Annotated in this window: 13 protein-coding genes; 8 read left to right on the forward strand and 5 right to left on the reverse strand. The window is 66.4% G+C overall.

The genetic code is table 11. The features are described 5' to 3' along the window. Positions 1 to 207 precede the first annotated feature (207 nt). On the forward strand, positions 208 to 1,482 hold the full coding sequence (locus tag ACFXNW_RS00005; protein WP_379414663.1) for a S1 family peptidase: 1,275 nt from the start codon (positions 208 to 210) through the stop codon (positions 1,480 to 1,482). 476 nt (positions 1,483 to 1,958) lie between these two features. Here ACFXNW_RS00005 and ACFXNW_RS00010 read toward each other — a convergent pair whose 3' ends face one another. Next, positions 1,959 to 2,702: a hypothetical protein gene (locus tag ACFXNW_RS00010; protein WP_379414664.1), complete on the reverse strand. Its 744-nt coding sequence runs from the start codon at positions 2,700 to 2,702 to the stop codon at positions 1,959 to 1,961. 458 nt (positions 2,703 to 3,160) lie between these two features. Between ACFXNW_RS00010 and ACFXNW_RS00015 the strand changes: the two genes are divergently transcribed. Both ACFXNW_RS00015 and ACFXNW_RS00020 read left to right on the forward strand, forming a co-directional pair. Next, positions 3,161 to 6,451, forward strand: a complete 3,291-nt coding sequence (locus tag ACFXNW_RS00015) for a (Fe-S)-binding protein (RefSeq protein ID WP_379414666.1) — start codon at positions 3,161 to 3,163, stop codon at positions 6,449 to 6,451. A 109-nt stretch (positions 6,452 to 6,560) separates the two neighbouring features. Next, a complete protein-coding gene (locus ACFXNW_RS00020; protein ID WP_379414667.1) occupies positions 6,561 to 7,328 on the forward strand; it encodes an SDR family oxidoreductase in 768 nt (255 codons plus the stop codon). Positions 7,329 to 7,516: 188 nt separating this feature from the next. Here the strand turns inward: ACFXNW_RS00020 and ACFXNW_RS00025 are convergent, their stop codons facing one another. Then, positions 7,517 to 8,314: an alpha/beta fold hydrolase gene (locus ACFXNW_RS00025; RefSeq protein WP_379414669.1), complete on the reverse strand. Its 798-nt coding sequence runs from the start codon at positions 8,312 to 8,314 to the stop codon at positions 7,517 to 7,519. A gap of 321 nt (positions 8,315 to 8,635) precedes the next feature. Here ACFXNW_RS00025 and ACFXNW_RS00030 point away from each other — a divergent pair, with 321 nt between their 5' ends. Next, a complete protein-coding gene (locus ACFXNW_RS00030; RefSeq protein ID WP_379414671.1) occupies positions 8,636 to 9,865 on the forward strand; it encodes an acyl-CoA dehydrogenase family protein in 1,230 nt (409 codons plus the stop codon). Continuing rightward, positions 9,865 to 11,013: an acyl-CoA dehydrogenase family protein gene (locus ACFXNW_RS00035; protein WP_379414672.1), complete on the forward strand. Its 1,149-nt coding sequence runs from the start codon at positions 9,865 to 9,867 to the stop codon at positions 11,011 to 11,013. Before ACFXNW_RS00030 ends, ACFXNW_RS00035 begins: the two co-directional genes overlap by 1 nt. Positions 11,014 to 11,113: 100 nt before the next feature. On the opposite strand, the gene ACFXNW_RS00040 is transcribed toward ACFXNW_RS00035, so the two are convergent. Together ACFXNW_RS00040 and ACFXNW_RS00045 are read right to left on the reverse strand one after the other, a co-directional pair. Continuing rightward, a complete protein-coding gene (locus ACFXNW_RS00040; RefSeq protein ID WP_379414674.1) occupies positions 11,114 to 11,647 on the reverse strand; it encodes a YdcF family protein in 534 nt (177 codons plus the stop codon). Between the two features lie 51 nt (positions 11,648 to 11,698). Beyond that, positions 11,699 to 12,040: a MerR family transcriptional regulator gene (locus ACFXNW_RS00045; protein WP_379414676.1), complete on the reverse strand. Its 342-nt coding sequence runs from the start codon at positions 12,038 to 12,040 to the stop codon at positions 11,699 to 11,701. Positions 12,041 to 12,102: 62 nt separating this feature from the next. Here ACFXNW_RS00045 and ACFXNW_RS00050 point away from each other — a divergent pair, with 62 nt between their 5' ends. From ACFXNW_RS00050 to ACFXNW_RS00060, 3 genes are all read left to right on the forward strand, one after another. Beyond that, a complete protein-coding gene (locus ACFXNW_RS00050) occupies positions 12,103 to 12,918 on the forward strand; it encodes an aminotransferase class IV family protein (RefSeq protein ID WP_379414678.1) in 816 nt (271 codons plus the stop codon). A 152-nt stretch (positions 12,919 to 13,070) separates the two neighbouring features. Further along, entirely contained in the window at positions 13,071 to 14,393 is a 1,323-nt protein-coding gene (locus ACFXNW_RS00055; protein WP_379414679.1) for a UDP-glucose dehydrogenase family protein, read from the forward strand. A 120-nt stretch (positions 14,394 to 14,513) separates the two neighbouring features. Beyond that, complete coding sequence (locus ACFXNW_RS00060; protein ID WP_379414681.1) at positions 14,514 to 15,863, forward strand: Hsp70 family protein; 1,350 nt, start codon at positions 14,514 to 14,516, stop codon at positions 15,861 to 15,863. 2 nt (positions 15,864 to 15,865) lie between these two features. Here ACFXNW_RS00060 and ACFXNW_RS00065 read toward each other — a convergent pair whose 3' ends face one another. Then, positions 15,866 to 17,140: a YibE/F family protein gene (locus ACFXNW_RS00065; protein ID WP_379414683.1), complete on the reverse strand. Its 1,275-nt coding sequence runs from the start codon at positions 17,138 to 17,140 to the stop codon at positions 15,866 to 15,868. Positions 17,141 to 17,365 lie beyond the last annotated feature (225 nt).

Consider the following 17,365-nt stretch of genomic DNA (forward strand, 5'->3'; position numbering starts at 1 on the left):
TCTCCGCTGCCGCTGCGCAAGCCGAAGGCAAGCAGCGGTAGCGGAGACGCGAGACACCCAGGGGCCGCGAACACGCGGTGCCGCAGGCGCCGCAAATTAGACACCGAACAAGTAGGCATCGGGGGCCGCAGCCCATATAGTCTGGTCATGCTCCTGCCACGCATAGGTAAATTCCGGTCGCACCGGACAGCTCCGCATCGGACTGGGATGCGAAAAGCCGCGATCGCCGCATCGGCCGCGATCCTGCTGTTCGGCCCCACCGCGGCGGTGGCGTCAGCACAGCCCGACGCCGAGCCGGGCCTGCCCGCCGAGCTGATCACCGCGGTCTCCCGCGATCTGAAGATCTCGGCCGACGAGTACCTGCGCCGCGCCGATCTGGCGCAGCAGGTCGCCGCGTTCGCGACCACCGCGCAGCGGCAGTTCCCGCAGGTGTTCGGCGGTGCGTGGCTGGACGACGCAGGTAAGGCCGTCGTCGCACTCGCGCCCGGCTCCGGTCTCGACGAGGCCAAGGTCGCCGCCGAATCCGCCGGTTTCGAGGTCCGCACGGTGGCCAAGAGCCAGTCCGCGCTGCGTGGTGAGAAGAGCGCGTTCGAACGGTGGCTGGACGAGCAGCCCGAGCCGGTGGCCGCGCTGGTGCGCGGCGTCGTCATCGACACCGTCAACAACAGCATCGCGGTGCGGGTGGACAAGCCCGGTCTGCCGATGCCGAGCTTCGTCGACCCGGCCCGCGTCATCGTGATGGCCCCGCCGGTGGCCGGCGAGGCGCTGCCGTCGGCCGACCCGATCGCCGACGTCACCGGCGCGTCGCTGGCAGGTGGCGACGGCTACGCCTCGGTCGCCGGACGCACCTCGCTGCGCTGCTCGTTCGGCTTCAACGGCATCGACCGTGACGGTGCCACCGTCAACATCACCGCGGGCCACTGCAACCCCGACGTCGACAGCGCCGGTGGCGGCAATGCGGCGTCGGTGCACGAACTGCTCCCCGGCGACAAGCTCGGCGGCAAGCTCGGCACCTTCAGCAAGTCGGTGCTCGGCAACCAGGACTACTCCATTGTCCGCATCGCCGACCAGGCCAGGGATCGCTTCGCCAACAACGCCGTTCGGGTGCCGGGCGCGGGTCCCGTCCTCGTCGACGGTGTCGCGACCCCCGTCGTCGGTGCGCCGGTCTGCAAGTCCGGTTCCCGCACCGGCTTCAGCTGCGGCGTGGTCAATGCCGTCGATCAGACCGTGCAGGTCGGTGACCGCGAGCTCACCCAGAGCTTCTCGGCCAATATCTGCGCCCTGCCCGGCGACAGCGGTGGCCCGATCGTGACCGGCCGTCTCGCACTCGGTATTTCGAGCGCGTCCTCGGTGGCCGACTTCCCGATCTGCGAGATCCCCAACCTGATCGGTGCCCTCACCGGTAACACCCCGCAGTTGTTCGCCCAGCCCGTCAGCGTCGTCCTCTCGGACAACCCGGGTCTGCGGGTTCGCACCAACTGAACTCAGGGCGCTCAGCCCGAATAGCGACAAAGGCCGGCAGCATTGCGCTGTCGGCCTTTGTGTTTGTGCGGATGTTTATCGCGGAACGGGATCGGCGCTGCCGCACTTGTTGATCATCAAGGGATCACACCCGCTTGAATGGCCCTGTGAGGCGCTGGCGAACGCCGGATGAACCCAGGGTTACCCCAGCGCCTCTCGAGCCGTCTGCGGCGCTCAGGCAGCCCGAAGCGCGATCTGCTTGCGGCGCTGCCGGATCGGCGCCGGTAGCCGGAAGAGCCACACCCGGCGATTCGTGCGTCCCGCCCACCGCGACCGCACGACCGATAGCCTCATCGCAGCGCCGGTGGACAGCCGGCCCACTCGACGAACGCGGGTGTGACATCCACGCCGATCGTGGCCCGCCCCCGAAACGCAAACCGGCCCGCCCCTTTCGGGACGGGCCGGTCGCTTCGAGCGTTCTCACTACCTCGAGGTGGTTACTTCTCGCCCTTCATGTGCTCGTCGGTCCACTTGGTGGTGCCGGGAGCCGCGTTCAGAGTGTTCATGAGGTCCATACCGGCAATCGCCAGGGCCGGACCACCGATCGCGATGGTGCCGAGCAGGCCACCGATACCGGCGAAAGCAACGATCGTCGGGATGGCCGCGATGCATCCCACGATCGTGAGGCACTCGATGAGACCGACGGCCACACCGATGATGCCTCCGGCAACCACGCCGATGGCTGTGCCGAGGAACCCACCGACGGCCGTGGCGATTCCGAACTGGCTGGCGAACTCATTCTGAGCACGCTGGTTCTCGATCGGCGAGGCGATCGGCTTGATCGCCATGTCGACCGCGTTGACCTTCTTGCCTGCCAGCTTGTCGGCCGGGACCGCAGCCTGGTCCGGAGTCAGCTCCAGAACCTTGCCGTCTTCCTTCACCACCGGCTCGACCGGGACCACTACGTCTTCCACACTGAACTCGAGCGGCAGCGAAACCACCGTTGCGCCCTTGCCGTCCTTGATCAGGTAGACGTCGTCCTCTTTGACGTCCTCCGAAGACTTGGCCAGCTCGAAGGTGCCGTTCTTGAGGGTGGTGACGACGGTCTTGTCGACCAGCTTGACGGAGTAGCTGATGGGCTGCGCCGCCTCGGCAGCGGGTTCAGCGTGGGCTGTGCCGAACCCCATGGCCATCGCGCCGGTCACCATCGCGGCGACCGCGGTGGTCTTGCGGATCTTCATTCAGTTTCCAATCCATCATCAGGTTGTCCGCATGCCGTGGACGTTCACCGCGAGCTCATTCATTCCGGCCGGCCAGACCGAAATCCCCTCCGAGCATTGTGAAACGGGCACACAGAACAGAACGTCGTGAGCTTAGACGAACAAATGTCCAGATGCGAGATTCATTACGTGTACTCAGGTACCTGGGCGGGTAAGCCTGTCCTTATCTCATACCGGGGTTTGCATGCCCTTTACGGTGTTGAACAGCTCGAGCAGCATATTGACCCAACAGTCTTATGTGAGCTTGATCACAGCAGAATCAGCGGTCAACCCCCAGGAAGATGGGGCACCAGCCAACCGCAGATCCTACGCTGGACACCACATGTTACCGGCGGGTAACTTACTGGCAGTTAGGATACGAGCCAAACCGAGGCACACCGCCTCGACAGCTCGTGTTGCCTCGAAAGAAAGGTCGCGACATGAATGCCCTGACAGTCACGCTGGGCACGATTGGGGCGGCGCTCAGCCTCCTGTGTTGGGTGTCGTTCTTAGGCGGCGCCGGAAACATCGTGCGGACCATCATGGTCGGCCAGTCCGCGCCGGATCGGTGGCGGCCGTTCTTTCCGCGTTTCAAGCAGATGCTCGTGGAGTTCATCGCACATACGCGCATGAACAAATTCCGCACCGTCGGCTGGGCGCACTGGCTGGTGATGATCGGCTTCTTGGCGGGCGCGCAGTTCTGGTTCATGGCCTACGGCCAGACCTTCAAGCCCACCTGGTCGTGGCCGCTGATCGGTGAAACCTGGTGGTTCCACCTCGGCGACGAGATCCTCGGTGTCGGCACCGTCGTCGGCATCGTGACGCTGATGGTTCTCCGCCAGATGAATCACCCCCGGCTGCCCGAACGGCTCTCCCGTTTCAGCGGTTCGAAGTTCGGCCCCGCCTACTTCGTCGAATGGGTCGTGCTCACCGAGGGCATCGGCATGGTGCTGGTGAAGGCGGGCGTGCTGTCGCTGCACGGCCACTCCAGCTGGACCGACCCGGTCACCGGACTGATCGCCAACGTGATCCCCGCCAATGTCACGCTGATCTCGATCTTCGCTTTCATCAAGCTGATGTCGGGCATGGTCTGGCTGTACGTGGTCGGCCGCAACATCACCTGGGGTGTGGCCTGGCACCGCTTCTCGGCGTTCCCGAACATCTACTTCAAGCGTGAAGATGATGGCGATGTCGCGTTGGGTGCGGCGAAGCCGATGATGTCGAAGGGCAAGGCCCTGGACATGGAGAACGTCGATCCCGATACCGACACCCTGGGTGCGGGCCGGATCGAGGATTTCTCGTGGAAGGGTTGGTTGGACTTCACGACCTGCACCGAGTGTGGTCGCTGTCAGTCGCAGTGCCCGGCCTGGAATACCGGTAAGCCGCTGTCGCCGAAGTTGTTGATCATGTCGCTGCGTGACCACGGGTATGCGAAGGCCCCGTATCTGCTGGCGGGTGGCCGTAAGGACATGGGCGGCGACGAGGTCGGGTTGGTCGACGCCGACGGTAAGCCGGACGAGGCGGCGCTGGCCAAGATTTCCGAGGCGGCGCGGGCCGAGGCCGAGCGGCCGTTGGTCGGTGGCGAGGACATCAGCGGCATCATCGACCCCGAGGTGCTGTGGTCGTGCACCACCTGTGGCGCGTGTGTGGAGCAGTGCCCGGTCGATATCGAGCATGTCGATCACATCATCGATATGCGCCGCTACCAGGTGCTGATCGAGTCGGAGTTCCCGTCCGAGCTCGCGGGTCTGTTCAAGAACCTGGAGAACAAGGGCAACCCGTGGGGCCAGAACTCCAAGGACCGCCTGAACTGGATCAATGAAGTCGACTTCGACATCCCGGTGTTCGGTAAGGACGCCGACAGCTTCGACGGCTATGAGTACCTGTTCTGGGTGGGTTGCGCAGGCGCCTACGAGGATCGCGCGAAGAAGACCACCAAGGCCGTGGCCGAACTGCTGGCCACCGCGGGCACCAAGTTCATGGTGCTCGGCGCCGAGGAGACCTGCACGGGTGACTCGGCGCGCCGCGCGGGCAACGAGTTCCTCTTCCAGCAGCTGGCCATGCAGAACATCGAGGTCATCAACTCGGTATTCGAGGGCGTCGAGCAGTCCAAGAAGAAGATCGTGGTCACCTGTGCGCACTGCTTCAACGCGCTCAACAACGAGTACCCGCAGGTGGGTGGCACCTACGAGGTCGTGCACCACACTCAGCTGCTGAACCGCCTTGTGCGGCAGAAGCAGCTGGTGCCGGTGGCGTCGGTGTCGCAGAACATCACCTACCACGACCCCTGCTACCTGGGCCGCCACAACAAGATCTACAACGCTCCCCGTGAGCTCATGGAGGCCTCGGGCTCGAACCTGGTCGAGATGCCGCGCCACGGCGAACGTTCCATGTGCTGTGGCGCCGGTGGCGCGCGCATGTGGATGGAAGAACAGCTCGGCAAACGCATCAACGTCGACCGCGTGGACGAGGCACTGGCCACCAACCCGACCAAGATCGCGACCGGCTGCCCGTTCTGCCGCGTCATGCTCACCGACGGTGTGACCGCGCGGCAGGAAGACGGCAAGGGCGAGGGTGTCGAGGTCGTCGACGTCGCCCAGCTGATGCTCGACTCCATCGAACGCGTCGAACCGGCCATTCTGACCGAGAAGCTGACCGTCATCCAGGAGCCGAAGGCCGAACCGGAGCCGGAACCCGAACCCGAGCCCGCACCGGTGGCCGAAGCAGCCCCCGCCGCGGCCAAGGCCGCACCGGCCGGCGGCGGCCTGGCCATGAAGGGCCCCGCCAAGGCACCCGGCAAGGGACTCGGCATGAAGGGCGCCGCCAAAGCACCCGGCGCCAAGGCCGAGGCTGCTCCGGCAGCCGAGGCGGAAGCCGCGGCTGCGGCCCCGGCCAAGGGCCTGGGCATGAAGGGCGCCGCGAAGGCACCCGGTAAGGGCCTCGGGATGAAGGGTGCCGCCAAGGCTCCCGGCGCGAAGGCTCCCGGCGCCAAGGCGGAAGCTCCCGCCGAGGCCGCTGCCGAGGCTCCGGCCGCACCGCCGGTCAAGGGTCTCGGCATGAAGGGCGCCGCGAAGGCACCCGGTGGCAAGGGCTTGGCGATGAAGGGTGCGGCGAAGGCTCCGGGCGCGAAGGCCCCGGACGCTCCGGAAGCTGCTGCGGCCGAAACAGCTGAGGCGAGCACCGAAGCTGCTTCAGCTGCGACCGAAACCAAGCCGACAGTTGCTGCCAAGGGCTTGGCCATGAAGTCGGGCTTCAAGCGCCCGGGACCGAAGGCGCCCGGTGCCAAGGCACCGGCGGCGGAACCGGCATCTGCCGCAACCACCTCGGCAGAGCCCTCCGCTCCGGCCGAGTCGGCTACCGCACCTGCCGAGCAAGCGGCAACCGAATCGGCTTCGGCACCTGCCGAATCCATGCCGACGGTGGCCGCCAAGGGTCTGGCCATGAAGTCCGGATTCAAGCGTCCCGGACCCAAGGCGCCCGGCGCCAAGGCACCGGCAGCGAACCCGGCTCCGGCCGAGTCGGCTCCGGCTGCGGACGCTTCGGCTTCGGCCGAAACCGCCTCGGCTGCTACGGAAACGGCTGCGGCGACCACCGCAACGGAATCCGCCGAGGAACAGACCCCCGCGGCTCCCGCGAACGGCAACGGTGCACCGGATGCCCCGCTGCCCGCCGCCAAGCCGGGCGGGCTCGGATTCAAGTCCGGTGCGAAGGCGCCGGGCCGGAAGAACTGAACATCCACATCTGAATAACCATGATTCGACCCGGGTCCCGCACAGCGGCCCGGGTCGAGTCGTCTCAGCGGCCACGCGACCCGCGGGCCGAGAGAGGAGCCGAACAACCATGGGTACCGTCCTGATCACCGGCGGCACCGGGGCACTCGGAAAGCTGATCGTCGAGCGCTTGCGTTCGACCGATCATGAGATCCGAGTGCTGTCCCGTCGGCCTGGTGCGGGCACCCACGTGGGTGATCTCCAGACGGGCGACGGTGTTTCCGAAGCCACGGCAGGCGCCGACCTGATCGTGCACGCTGCCACCGATTTCCGGCGCTCGGGGCGTCATGACCTACGGCAGACCGAGAATCTGCTCGCGGCCGCGCGCGATGCCCGGCACCTGCTATACGTGTCGATCGTCGGCATCGACCGGCTCCCCCTCGCGTACTACCAGCGGAAACTGGCCTGCGAAGCGCTGATCACCGAGAGCGACATCCCGCACACCATCCTGCGCGCCACCCAGTTCCACGAACTCATCGCCTTCATCCTCAGCACCGTCGACCGCTGGCCGCTCGCACCACTCCCCCTCGACTTCCGCTTCCAACCGGTCGCCGCCGCCGATGTAGCGACCCGAGTCGCAGAACTGATCGATGGCGATCCGCTCGGCCGCGCCCCTGACTTCGGCGGCCCAGAACTCTTCACCCTCGCTCAGCTCACCGACACCTGGCGCACCGCCACCGGCCGCCCCTGCCGCACGATCCGCATCCCCATCCCAGGCCGAGCCGCACGTGCCTACCGCGCCGGCTACAACACCTGCCCCGACCACCGCGACGGCAAGCAGACCTGGGCCGACTACCTCGCATCCAACCCCGCCACCACCTACCGCCTCCGCGGCTGAAGGCACCGCGAGTGGCACCTGACTGCGGCGAACGTCGAGAAGCCCCCGCAGCCAGGTACCACTCGAGAACCGGTCGTGCCGCATCGTTCCACCAAACCGTCGTCGAACTCGCCCGCGAAGCCGGTGTGCCCGTCGAGATCGTCTGGCTCGAAGGCTCTCAGCGCGGATGACCTGTTCGGACTGTTGGATCAGCGAGTCATGAACCCGCCGACAACCTCCGCGTACTGAGCAGGGTGCGTCACGTGTGGAATGTGCCCGGTGCCAGGCAGTGTCCGCACCTCGGCTCCGTCGATGGCCTCGGCGACCCGCGCCGTGATCGTTGCGAAGAACGGCGGACTCTGGTCGCCCTGAGTCAACAGGACCGGGAACGCGACCTCGCTCAGGGCGGCGAGGTCGATCTCGGCCCAGTGCGGATCGCGTTGCTCCCCGGCAAAGGTATGGGCGTTGATGATCATCGACAACTGCTCATCGCTCGACATCAGCTCCCACGCGCCAGGACCGAGGGCGACGTTGTCGACGAAGGTGCGGGCCGCGGCTTTGAACTCACACCCGTCGATCAACTGCAATACGGTTCCGATGACACCACCGGCTGCGACGGCCACCGGGTCATCCGCTGCGAGCGAGATCAACGGCGGCTCGTGCACGCAGAGAGCGCGGAAGAGTTCCGGCCGCCTGGCAGCCAAACCTAATGCGATCGAAGCTCCGAACGAATTGCCCACCACGTTCGCGGGCGCAAGCTCGAGCAGACCGATCAACTCCGCGAGATCATCTTCATCATCGCGGCGCGTCCCCGACCCGGAACCTTCTGAACTGCCGGCGTGACCACGCCGGTCATAGCTGACTACCCGAAAGTGTCGCGCCAGATCCTGCCCGACGAGTTCCCATACCCGCCGGTCGTCCCAACTCCCGTGTACCAGCACAAGAGGATCACCGCTGCCCGATTCCTCGACGAGCAGCCGCACCCCATTGACCTCGACGAGCGCCATCGGCGGAGTTTATCACTTCGGGGGAGACAAAACCCCCTGTGAACAGCTGATTTACCCACGGGCATTGCTGTATGCGAGGCGTGCCGGGTGGCGTTCGATCAGGCGGCGCCCCGTGGCTACTCGGCACCCCTGGGTGCATCAGGGAATGCGGCGCCGGCACGGGCTCGTCGTCTGAGCGTTCGACCGACGGATACGAGCACGCCGTCAACCTGATGGCATATGCCTTCAGTTTGACGAAGTGCGAGAATTGCGGATAACTTCTCTCATGGGTGCCCGGTTCGCGGGCGCTGCGGCGATTATGCACAGCCCTCGGGAGTATGGATGGATTTCGACTGGTCGGAGGCCGACTCGGCCTTTCGGGACGAGGTGCGGGGGTTCCTGCGAGACAACCTGACGCCGGAGCTGCGGGCGGCTGGGCGCTTGGCAACGAGCGTTTATCCCGACCATGAGGCCAGCATGCGGTGGCAGCAGATCCTGCACGCGCGCGGCTGGGCGGCGCCGAGCTGGCCGGTGGAGTACGGCGGCTGCGACTGGACCCTGACCCAGCACTACATCTTCAACCGGGAACTGGCACTGGCCGGTGCACCTCCGCTGTCGCCGATGGGTATCCGGATGGTGGCGCCCGGCATCGTCGCGTTCGGCACGCCGGAACAGAAGGACTTCTTCCTGTCCGGGATTCTCACCGGCGAGGTGTTCTTCTGCCAGGGCTACTCCGAACCCGAAGCCGGTTCCGACCTCGCGTCACTGACCATGAGCGCCGTCGACGACGGCGAGGACTTCATCTGCAACGGCAGCAAGATCTGGACCACCCACGCCACCGAGGCGAACTGGATCTTCTGCCTGGTCCGCACCTCGCGCACCGGTAAGAAGCAGCAGGGCATCACCTTCCTGCTCATTGATATGACCACCCCGGGCATCGAGGTCAGGCCGCTGGTCATGACCTCGGGCGAGCAGGTACAGAACCAGGTGTTCTTCGACAACGTCCGGGTGCCCAAGAGCAATGTGCTCGGCCGCGTCGATGAGGGATGGTCGGTCGCCAAGTACGTGCTCGTGCACGAACGCGGAGGGGCGGCGGCGCCGGCATTACAGGTCATGGCACAGGATCTGGCCGACGCGGCGGCCGAGCAGCCTGGCCCGGACGGTGAGCCGCTGATCGACGATCCCGGATTCGCGGCGCGGCTGGCCGATGCCCGCATCCGCGCCGATGTGCTGGAAATTCTCGAGTACCGGACGATCTCGGCGCTGGCACAGGGCCGGGACGCGGGACCCGCCTCGTCCATGCTGAAGATTCTGGCCACCGAACTGAGCCAGCAGCTGACCGAACTGGCGCTGCTGGCGGCCGGGCCGCGCGGTCGCGCCTACCAACCGCACGCCACCAAGCCAGGTGGTCCGATCGCCGAGTTCACGCCACCGGCCGACGGCTATCACAGCGGCCCGCAGTGGCAGGCCGTCGCGCCGCTGCGCTATTTCAACGATCGCGCCGGTTCGATCTATGCCGGTAGCAACGAAATTCAGCGGAACATTCTCGCCAAGGCAGCATTGGGGCTCTGATGGACTTCTCACTCACCGATGAACAGCAGCTGCTGCGCGATTCCCTCGCGGGATTCCTTTCCGCGCGGTACGAGCTGGAGAAAAGTCGCAGCGCGGCCAAATCCGTTGCCGGTTGGCAGCCCGAGATCTGGCGCGGATTCGCCGACGAACTCGGCATTCTCGGCGCGACGCTGTCCGAACGGGTCGACGGCATAGGCGGCGGGCCGACCGAATTGATGGTCATCGCAGAGGAATTGGGGCACGCGCTGGTCGTGGAGCCGTTCGTGGACACCGTCGTGGTCGGTGGCGGACTGCTGTCGCGGTCCGGTGGTGAACCTGCCGACGCCGTGCTGCGCGAGATCGTCGCCGGTAGCGCGCGCACCGCCTTCGCGAGCTTGGAGCCCTCGGCCGGCGAATCGCCGCACGATATTTCCCTCACCGCCCGCAAAGACGGCGACGACTGGGTGCTAGACGGCACGAAGATCGTGGTCACCGGCGCGCCGCTGGCCACGCACCTCATCATCAGCGCCCGCACCGCAGGCGAACGGCGCGACCGGGACGGCGTGACGCTGTTTCTCACCGAATTCGATGCGCACGCACCCTCTTCGGGCGTCGAGGTGCACAACTACCGCACGATCGATGACCGGCACGCCGCCGACCTGACCTTCACCGGCTTCCGCCTGCCCGCCCCGGCGCTGCTCGGCGCCGAAGGCGGGGCCACCGAGATCGTCGAAGCGACCCTCGAGGAAGCCATTGCCGCGGTCGCCGCCGAGGCGGTCGGACTCATGCGCAAGGTCGTCGCCGACACCGTCGAATACTCCAAGCAACGTCAGCAGTTCGGCCAGCCGATCGGCGGGTTCCAGGTACTTCAGCACCGCATGGTCGACATGTACATGGAACTCGAACAGGCCACCGCCGCTGCCTATCTCGCCGCATTCGCCTTGTCCGCGTCGGCGACGGAGCGGGCTCGTGCCATCTCGGCGGCCAAGGTCACCGTAGCGCGCGCGGCCCGTTTCATCGGCCAGCAGTCGGTGCAGCTACACGGCGCGATGGGGATGACCGAGGAACTGGCCATCGGCCACTACTTCAAACGACTCACCGCCATCGAGAACGAATTCGGTTCCAGCGCCTACCATCTGAACCGCTACGCCCGCCTGACAAGGCCGTGACCGCCCGCACTGCCCGGAATCCACCACCGGGCAGTGCGGCATCCTCGCCGTGATCGGGCCGGGGCAGCTCTCGTGACTGAGCGGCGGCGCCGGACACGGCCTAGCCGCAGTCCTCGAATACCGCTTTGGCGTATCCCGCGGACTGGTAGACGTAGTCATAAGCCCAGCGTGCGACGGAAAGTTGCGGCTTCGGGTCCACGAAGAGCATTTCCCCGGACCAGCACTTGCCGAGAATGTAGCGGGCGCGGGAAATATGCGGGGTGAACGTCACCACGATGACGCGCGTCCATCCCTCCGCACGCGCCCGTTGCGCCAGGTAGCGTCCCTCGCCTCGGGTCGTACGCGGATCCGGATCGAAGCACTCCACGTCGAAGCTGTACCCGCCGTGACAGATCCGGTTGACCAGCGCACTGTGCTCATACGGATTCGACACCAGCACACGCGGCGCATAGCCGTCTCTGGCCAATCGCAGCCCGAGTTCCTCCCGCCCGTCGTGCGCGCCGCCGAGAATCAGAATCGCGTCGGCTGGCGCGGGCTGTTCGGTCTGCGGTCGCACATAGACCGGCCACAGCGCGGCCGTGACGATCGCGAGTACCGCGCATATGACGAGCACAGTCCCGCCGATCCGCCGCATCGGCCGATCCTATCCACGCCGGCCGCTCGAGCCGACCATCGCGCGACCCGCTCAGTCGAGGAGCAACCCGGACATCGCCTCGCGCTTTTCGGTCAGTCGGTCGATCTCGGCTTGGAGTTCGCCCAGTTCACGGCGCAGTATCGCGTCGACCTCGGTGCACAGCTCGACGCTCGGCTCCTCGCCGTGCACGCACGGGAGCAGCGTACGGATGGTTTCGGTGTTCAACCCCGCATCGAGTAGTCCACGAATCCTGCGCACGACGGTGACGGCGTCGGGGTCGTAGTCCCGGTAACCGTTCGGGTGGCGGGAGACATCGAGCAGACCCTGCTGTTCGTAATAGCGCAGCAGACGTGGCGATATGCCGGTCTGTTCGGCGAGTTCTCCGATGAGCACGAGCACTCCTCTTCGCGTGCAGGCTTGACATTGACACCCATGTCAGGGCCTAGGTTCGCCCCATGAGCGCATTTCCTTCCGTGACATTGATCGACGGACAGCCCGCCGACCCCGCCACCCTCACGACCAACGCGTTCGCGGGGTTCGCACATTTCACCGCGATGCAGGTGCGCGACGGTGCCGTGCGCGGACTCGACCTGCATTTCGACCGTTTGGTCTACGCCTCCCGGTCGATGTTCAACGCCGAACTCTCACCTGAGCGGATCCGCGCCGACCTGCGCACCGCGATCGAAGCGTCTCCGTCCGACCTATCGCTGTACCTCACGGTGTTCGACTCCAACGGGGAATTCACCAACGACTCCGCCGAGCCTTCGCTGCATACTCTCATCCGCACCGCGCCACCGGCGAACGGTCCGCAAGGCCCGCTCTCGCTCGCGATCTTCGAACACGTTCGGTTCATGCCCGAGATCAAGCATGTCGGTGAGGGCGCCAAGACCTACTACATGCGCCGCGCTCGTGCCGAAGGATTCGATGACGCGGCCTTCGTCGACCGGCAGGGACGCCTATCCGAGGCATCGATCTGGAACCTCGCGTTCTGGGATGGCGACGCCGTCGTATGGCCGGAGGCGGCCGTGCTCACCGGCACCATGATGGGCACCGTTCGCCGTCGACTCGAGGCGGCAGGCGTGCCCCAAGGCACACAGGTGGTACGGCCCGCCGACGTGGGCAAATACCGCGGCGCAGTCGTCCTGAACTCATGGACACCCGCGATCGCGGTACACCGGATCGGGGACACCCCGCTGGACGGTTCATCGGAGCTGGTCGAATTGCTGCACACCGCATACGAATCCGAACCTCCCGTGGCCATCGCCGGGTGAGGACCGCCGGCCAAGCCCCATGACATGGACGACGAGCAATCCCGAGGTAAACCCGCAGGTCACACGAGGTTCCACTCCCTGTACATCTACTGTTGCCCGGACTCTTCCCTCGGTGTGGTGGTGTGGCCACCGGGGCGGCTTACCAATCGATCATGCGATGCACAGTCTTCGGAACCGGGTACCTGGGGGCCACGCACGCCGCGTGCATGGCCGAACTCGGGCATGACGTGATCGGGGTGGATATCGATCCGGGCAAGGTCGCCAAGCTGTCCGACGGGGTGGTGCCGTTCTACGAGCCGGGACTCGAGGCCGTGCTGCGCCGCAATCTGGACGCCGGACGCCTGCGCTTCACCACCTCCTACACCGAGGCGGCCGCGCACGCCGAGGTCCATTTCCTCGGCGTGGGCACGCCGCAGAAGAAAGGCGAGTACGCCGCCGACCTGAAATACGTGCATGCCGTGATCGACTCGCTGGCGCCGATGCTGGAGCGGCCGTCGGTGATCATCGGCAAATCGACGGTGCCGGTGGGCACCGCGGCCGAACTCGGCTCCCGCGCCAGGGCTCTGACCTCCACTGATGTCGAAGTGGCATGGAATCCGGAATTCCTGCGCGAGGGGTTCGCGGTGCAGGACACCCTGCGCCCGGACCGGCTGGTTCTCGGCGTCGACCGGGACCGTTCCGAATCGGTCTGGGTGGAGCGGCTACTGCGCGAGGCCTACGCCGATCTGATCGCCGCCGACATCCCGTTCCTGCTGACCGATCTGGCTACCGCGGAGCTGGTCAAGGTCTCGGCGAATGCGTTTCTGGCCACGAAGATCTCGTTCATCAACGCGGTTTCGGAGGTCTGCGAGGCGACCGGCGCCGACGTCACCGTCCTCGCCGACGCGCTCGGCTACGACGCCCGCATCGGCCGCCGCTTCCTCAATGCCGGCCTCGGATTCGGCGGTGGATGTCTGCCCAAAGATATCCGGGCGTTCATGGCCCGGGCGGGTGAACTGGGCGCCGACCATGCGTTGACCTTCCTGCGCGAGGTCGACAACATCAATATGCGCCGACGCACCAAGATGGTCGATATGGCCACAAGGGCCTGTGGCGGATCGCTGCTGGGTGCCAATGTCGCGGTGCTCGGCGCCGCGTTCAAACCCGAATCCGATGACGTGCGCGATTCCCCGGCATTGAACGTCGCGGGCATGATGCAGCTGCACGGCGCTGTGGTCACGGTGTACGACCCCAAGGCGCTGGAGAATTCGCGCCGGGTGTTTCCGACGCTGAATTACGCCACCTCGGTGGCCGAGGCGTGCGATCGCGCGGACGTGGTGCTCGTCCTCACCGAATGGTCCGAGTTCACCGCGCTTCGACCGCACGACTTGGATCCGGTGGTGCGGACCCGGTCCATCATCGACGGCCGCAACTGTCTCGTGCCGGCCACCTGGCGGGACGCGGGATGGGTGTACGCGGGGCTCGGCACACCGTAGAGTTGCCTGTCGAGGCGGGGGCCATCGGATAACGGCCAGCACTGCCGCGAACTCCGCAGATCTCGGTCGGTAGGGTTCGGGGTCGAGCCGTCGCCGAGCAATGGAGCGAGCTCACATGTCGTGGAGCGGGAACGAGACGAGCAGCTGATGGGTGCGGTACTGGGAGTTGCGGTGGGGGCCTGCGCTGTTCGACTGGCGCGGCCGCACGCCGGGTTCCAGCACGAACACCTCTCCGCGCACTCCTTCGACACACAGACCATATCCGTCGGCGAACAGGACCTGGCCGAACTCACCGCCGAGGTCATCGGGGTGACGCTCGAAGCGTCCACCGATATCACCGCCACCGCCATCGCCTACCGCACCGATCAGCAGGCCCGGGCGATCCGCGCGGCCATGGCCAAACAGCAGATCACCAATTACGAGCTGGTTCCCGAACTCAACGCGATCGTCGAATTCGCCGAGAGCAGCGGCGATATCCGCGGTGTCTCCGCGCTCGTGGTCTACGACCTCGGCAGTTCCGGTCTCTCGGTGAGCATCGTCGATGTCGAGACCAGGCAGGTCCGCCACACCGAACGCACCAGCGATATCAGCGGCGATTACATCGATTCGCTCATTCGCGAACAGCAGATCGCCTCCGGCCGGATCGCGCATCCGCACGACCATTCCGGGCTGGCGCAGCTCGACGCACTGTGCAGGCAGGCCAAGGAGCAGCTGTCGAGCAATACCGCGGTGGCGTTGCCCAGTGAGCAGGGCCTGGTGCTGCTGGCGCAGGAGAACTTCGAATCGCTGATCATGCTCGCCGTTGAATCGTCGGCGCGCATGACGCGCGAGGTGGTGACACGTTCTGGTGTGCCGGTCAACGGGGTGCTCGTTGTCGGTGGCGGCTCTCGGATTCCGCTGGTAGCCAAGGTGTTGGAGCACTGGATGGGTCTGCCGGTCACCGTGCCCGCCGACCCGGAGACCGTCGCGGTCCGCGGTGCGGCGCTGTTGGCCCGCACCGTACGCGCACCGCGTCCGGTCGCGGCTGCCGCACATCCCACTCCGGCCGTCGACATCGATGACGACGACCTCACGCCGTCGTGGCTGTCGGCCCCCACCGCACGCAAGCGCGGGCGGCGCGAGATCAGCGGTGCCGCGCTGACGGTCACCGCGCTGGCCGTGGTCGCGGCGATCGGCCTCGGGCTCGGTTACGGACCGCAGGTGCTGGAGCGGGATTCGCACACCAGCGAGGGCAACACCTCGCCGCTGCCGACCACCCCGGCCCATGCCACCGCAGCGGATCCGCAGACCGCGGCCCCCACCACCACCGAGGCCGAGGAGGCGATCGCGGAGCCGCCGCCGCAGCGTCAGCGGCCGGAGGAGCCCGCCCCGACGACGCTCGGGCCGAACACGATCGTGGTGGTTCCTGGACTGCCGCCCATCATCGTCCCGACCATCCCGCCGCTGTTCCCCCCGGCGCCTGCACCCTGATATCAGACTTTCGCGTGCCGAGCCCTCCGGTTGACCTGCGGTGCGGGCTTACCCGCTCCGAACGGACGGGCAAGCATGACCGCGATACCCGTGGTCAGCGGAACCGATAGCGCCAGCGCGATACCGCCGACCGCGGAGCGGGCGATCTCGATCGCCACGGCGTCGCCGACCAGCACGTCTTGGATCGACCGGCCCGCGACGCTGAACAGCAGCAGCAGCGGCAGCGCGCCACCGGCGTAGGCCAGCACCAGGGTGTAGACGGTGCTGGCGATGTGATCGCGACCGACGCGCATGGCCGCGGCGAAGATCTCCCGCCGGGACGCGCCTTCGTCCAGCGCCGCCAGTTCGAACGCGGCCGACGCCTGGGTGATGGTGACGTCGTTGAGCACACCGAGCGAGCCGATGATGAACCCGGCCAGCAGCAGCCCGGTGATGCTGACGTGCTCGAGGTAGGTGGCGACGTTGGTGTTCTGTTCCTCGGACAATCCGGTCAGGTTGGTGACGCCGATGGTGAGCCACGACAGCACCGCCGCGAGCACCATCGATGTCAGGGTGCCGAGCAGAGCGGAGCTGGTGCGCAGGTTCACCCCGTGCGCGAGATACAGCACCGCGTACAAGATCAGCGATCCCGCGACCAGCGCGACCGGGATGGCCGGCTTTCCGTCCAGCAGTGCAGGCAGCATGAACACGACGAGCACGCCGAACGCGAACCCGAGGCCGAGCAGTGCACGCAGGCCACGCCAGCGTGCGACCACGATGATCACGACGACGAAAGCCACCGTGATCAGCGTCAACGGCAGACCGCGAGCGTAATCGTCGAACGAATACAGGGGCGTGCCATCGGGTGCGGTCTGGCGCACGATCCGGATGCTGTCGCCCGCCTGCAATTCGGGTTGTCCGGGCCCCGGCGCAATCTCGAGCAGTGTGTGGTTGCCCTCATGCGGCCCCGACTCGATCGCGATCAGGCTGCGCTGGCAGGTGTAGGCGTTGGTGGCCGGCGGATCCGGCCTCTCGGGGAACACCTTGCCCAGCGATGGGCTGCCACAAGCGCCGATGTCCTGCAGCACCACCGTCCCCGCCTCGGTCTGCACCGCCCCACCACCCGCATTCTGCATCGGCAGCGGAATATCGACCTTCTGCTCACTCGGCCACAGCATGATGGTGGCGATCACAACGATGACGCCGATCACGGCAAGTAGCCCGACGACGACCCGAGCAGCGGTAGCCCCGATAGCAATCGGCCCGGAGTGATCGTGATGGTGATGGTGGTCGCTCACGCGGCGAGCTTAATGGACGTCATTTTCAAGAGGCGCAGCAACGGCGGTTATGTCGGCACTCAGCGGCGATCACGGTGTGCACACAGCCACGGCCCCGAAAACCTCGCGGCCACAACAACTGCCTCAGACGACCGGTAAACGCAGCAACCGGCAGTGAAAGCGACACAGAGGCACCGCGGGCCGAATTTCTTCTTGCCAACGCACCAACTGATCTCGCAAGATCCG

The sequence above is a fragment of the Nocardia sp. NPDC059180 genome, from assembly GCF_042754945.1.
GTDB lineage: Bacteria > Actinomycetota > Actinomycetes > Mycobacteriales > Mycobacteriaceae > Nocardia.

Excerpts from the sequence above, each read along its gene's own strand:
- ACFXNW_RS00025 (WP_379414669.1), bottom strand. The coding sequence starts at position 8,314 with ATGGCGCTCGTCGAGGTCAATGGGGTGCGGCTGCTCGTCGAGGAATCG.
- ACFXNW_RS00010 (WP_379414664.1), bottom strand. The coding sequence starts at position 2,702 with ATGAAGATCCGCAAGACCACCGCGGTCGCCGCGATGGTGACCGGCGCG.
- ACFXNW_RS00040 (WP_379414674.1), bottom strand. The coding sequence starts at position 11,647 with ATGCGGCGGATCGGCGGGACTGTGCTCGTCATATGCGCGGTACTCGCG.
- ACFXNW_RS00050 (WP_379414678.1), top strand. The coding sequence starts at position 12,103 with ATGAGCGCATTTCCTTCCGTGACATTGATCGACGGACAGCCCGCCGAC.
- ACFXNW_RS00030 (WP_379414671.1), top strand. The coding sequence starts at position 8,636 with ATGGATTTCGACTGGTCGGAGGCCGACTCGGCCTTTCGGGACGAGGTG.
- ACFXNW_RS00035 (WP_379414672.1), top strand. The coding sequence starts at position 9,865 with ATGGACTTCTCACTCACCGATGAACAGCAGCTGCTGCGCGATTCCCTC.
- ACFXNW_RS00055 (WP_379414679.1), top strand. The coding sequence starts at position 13,071 with ATGCGATGCACAGTCTTCGGAACCGGGTACCTGGGGGCCACGCACGCC.
- ACFXNW_RS00005 (WP_379414663.1), top strand. The coding sequence starts at position 208 with ATGCGAAAAGCCGCGATCGCCGCATCGGCCGCGATCCTGCTGTTCGGC.
- ACFXNW_RS00015 (WP_379414666.1), top strand. The coding sequence starts at position 3,161 with ATGAATGCCCTGACAGTCACGCTGGGCACGATTGGGGCGGCGCTCAGC.
- ACFXNW_RS00020 (WP_379414667.1), top strand. The coding sequence starts at position 6,561 with ATGGGTACCGTCCTGATCACCGGCGGCACCGGGGCACTCGGAAAGCTG.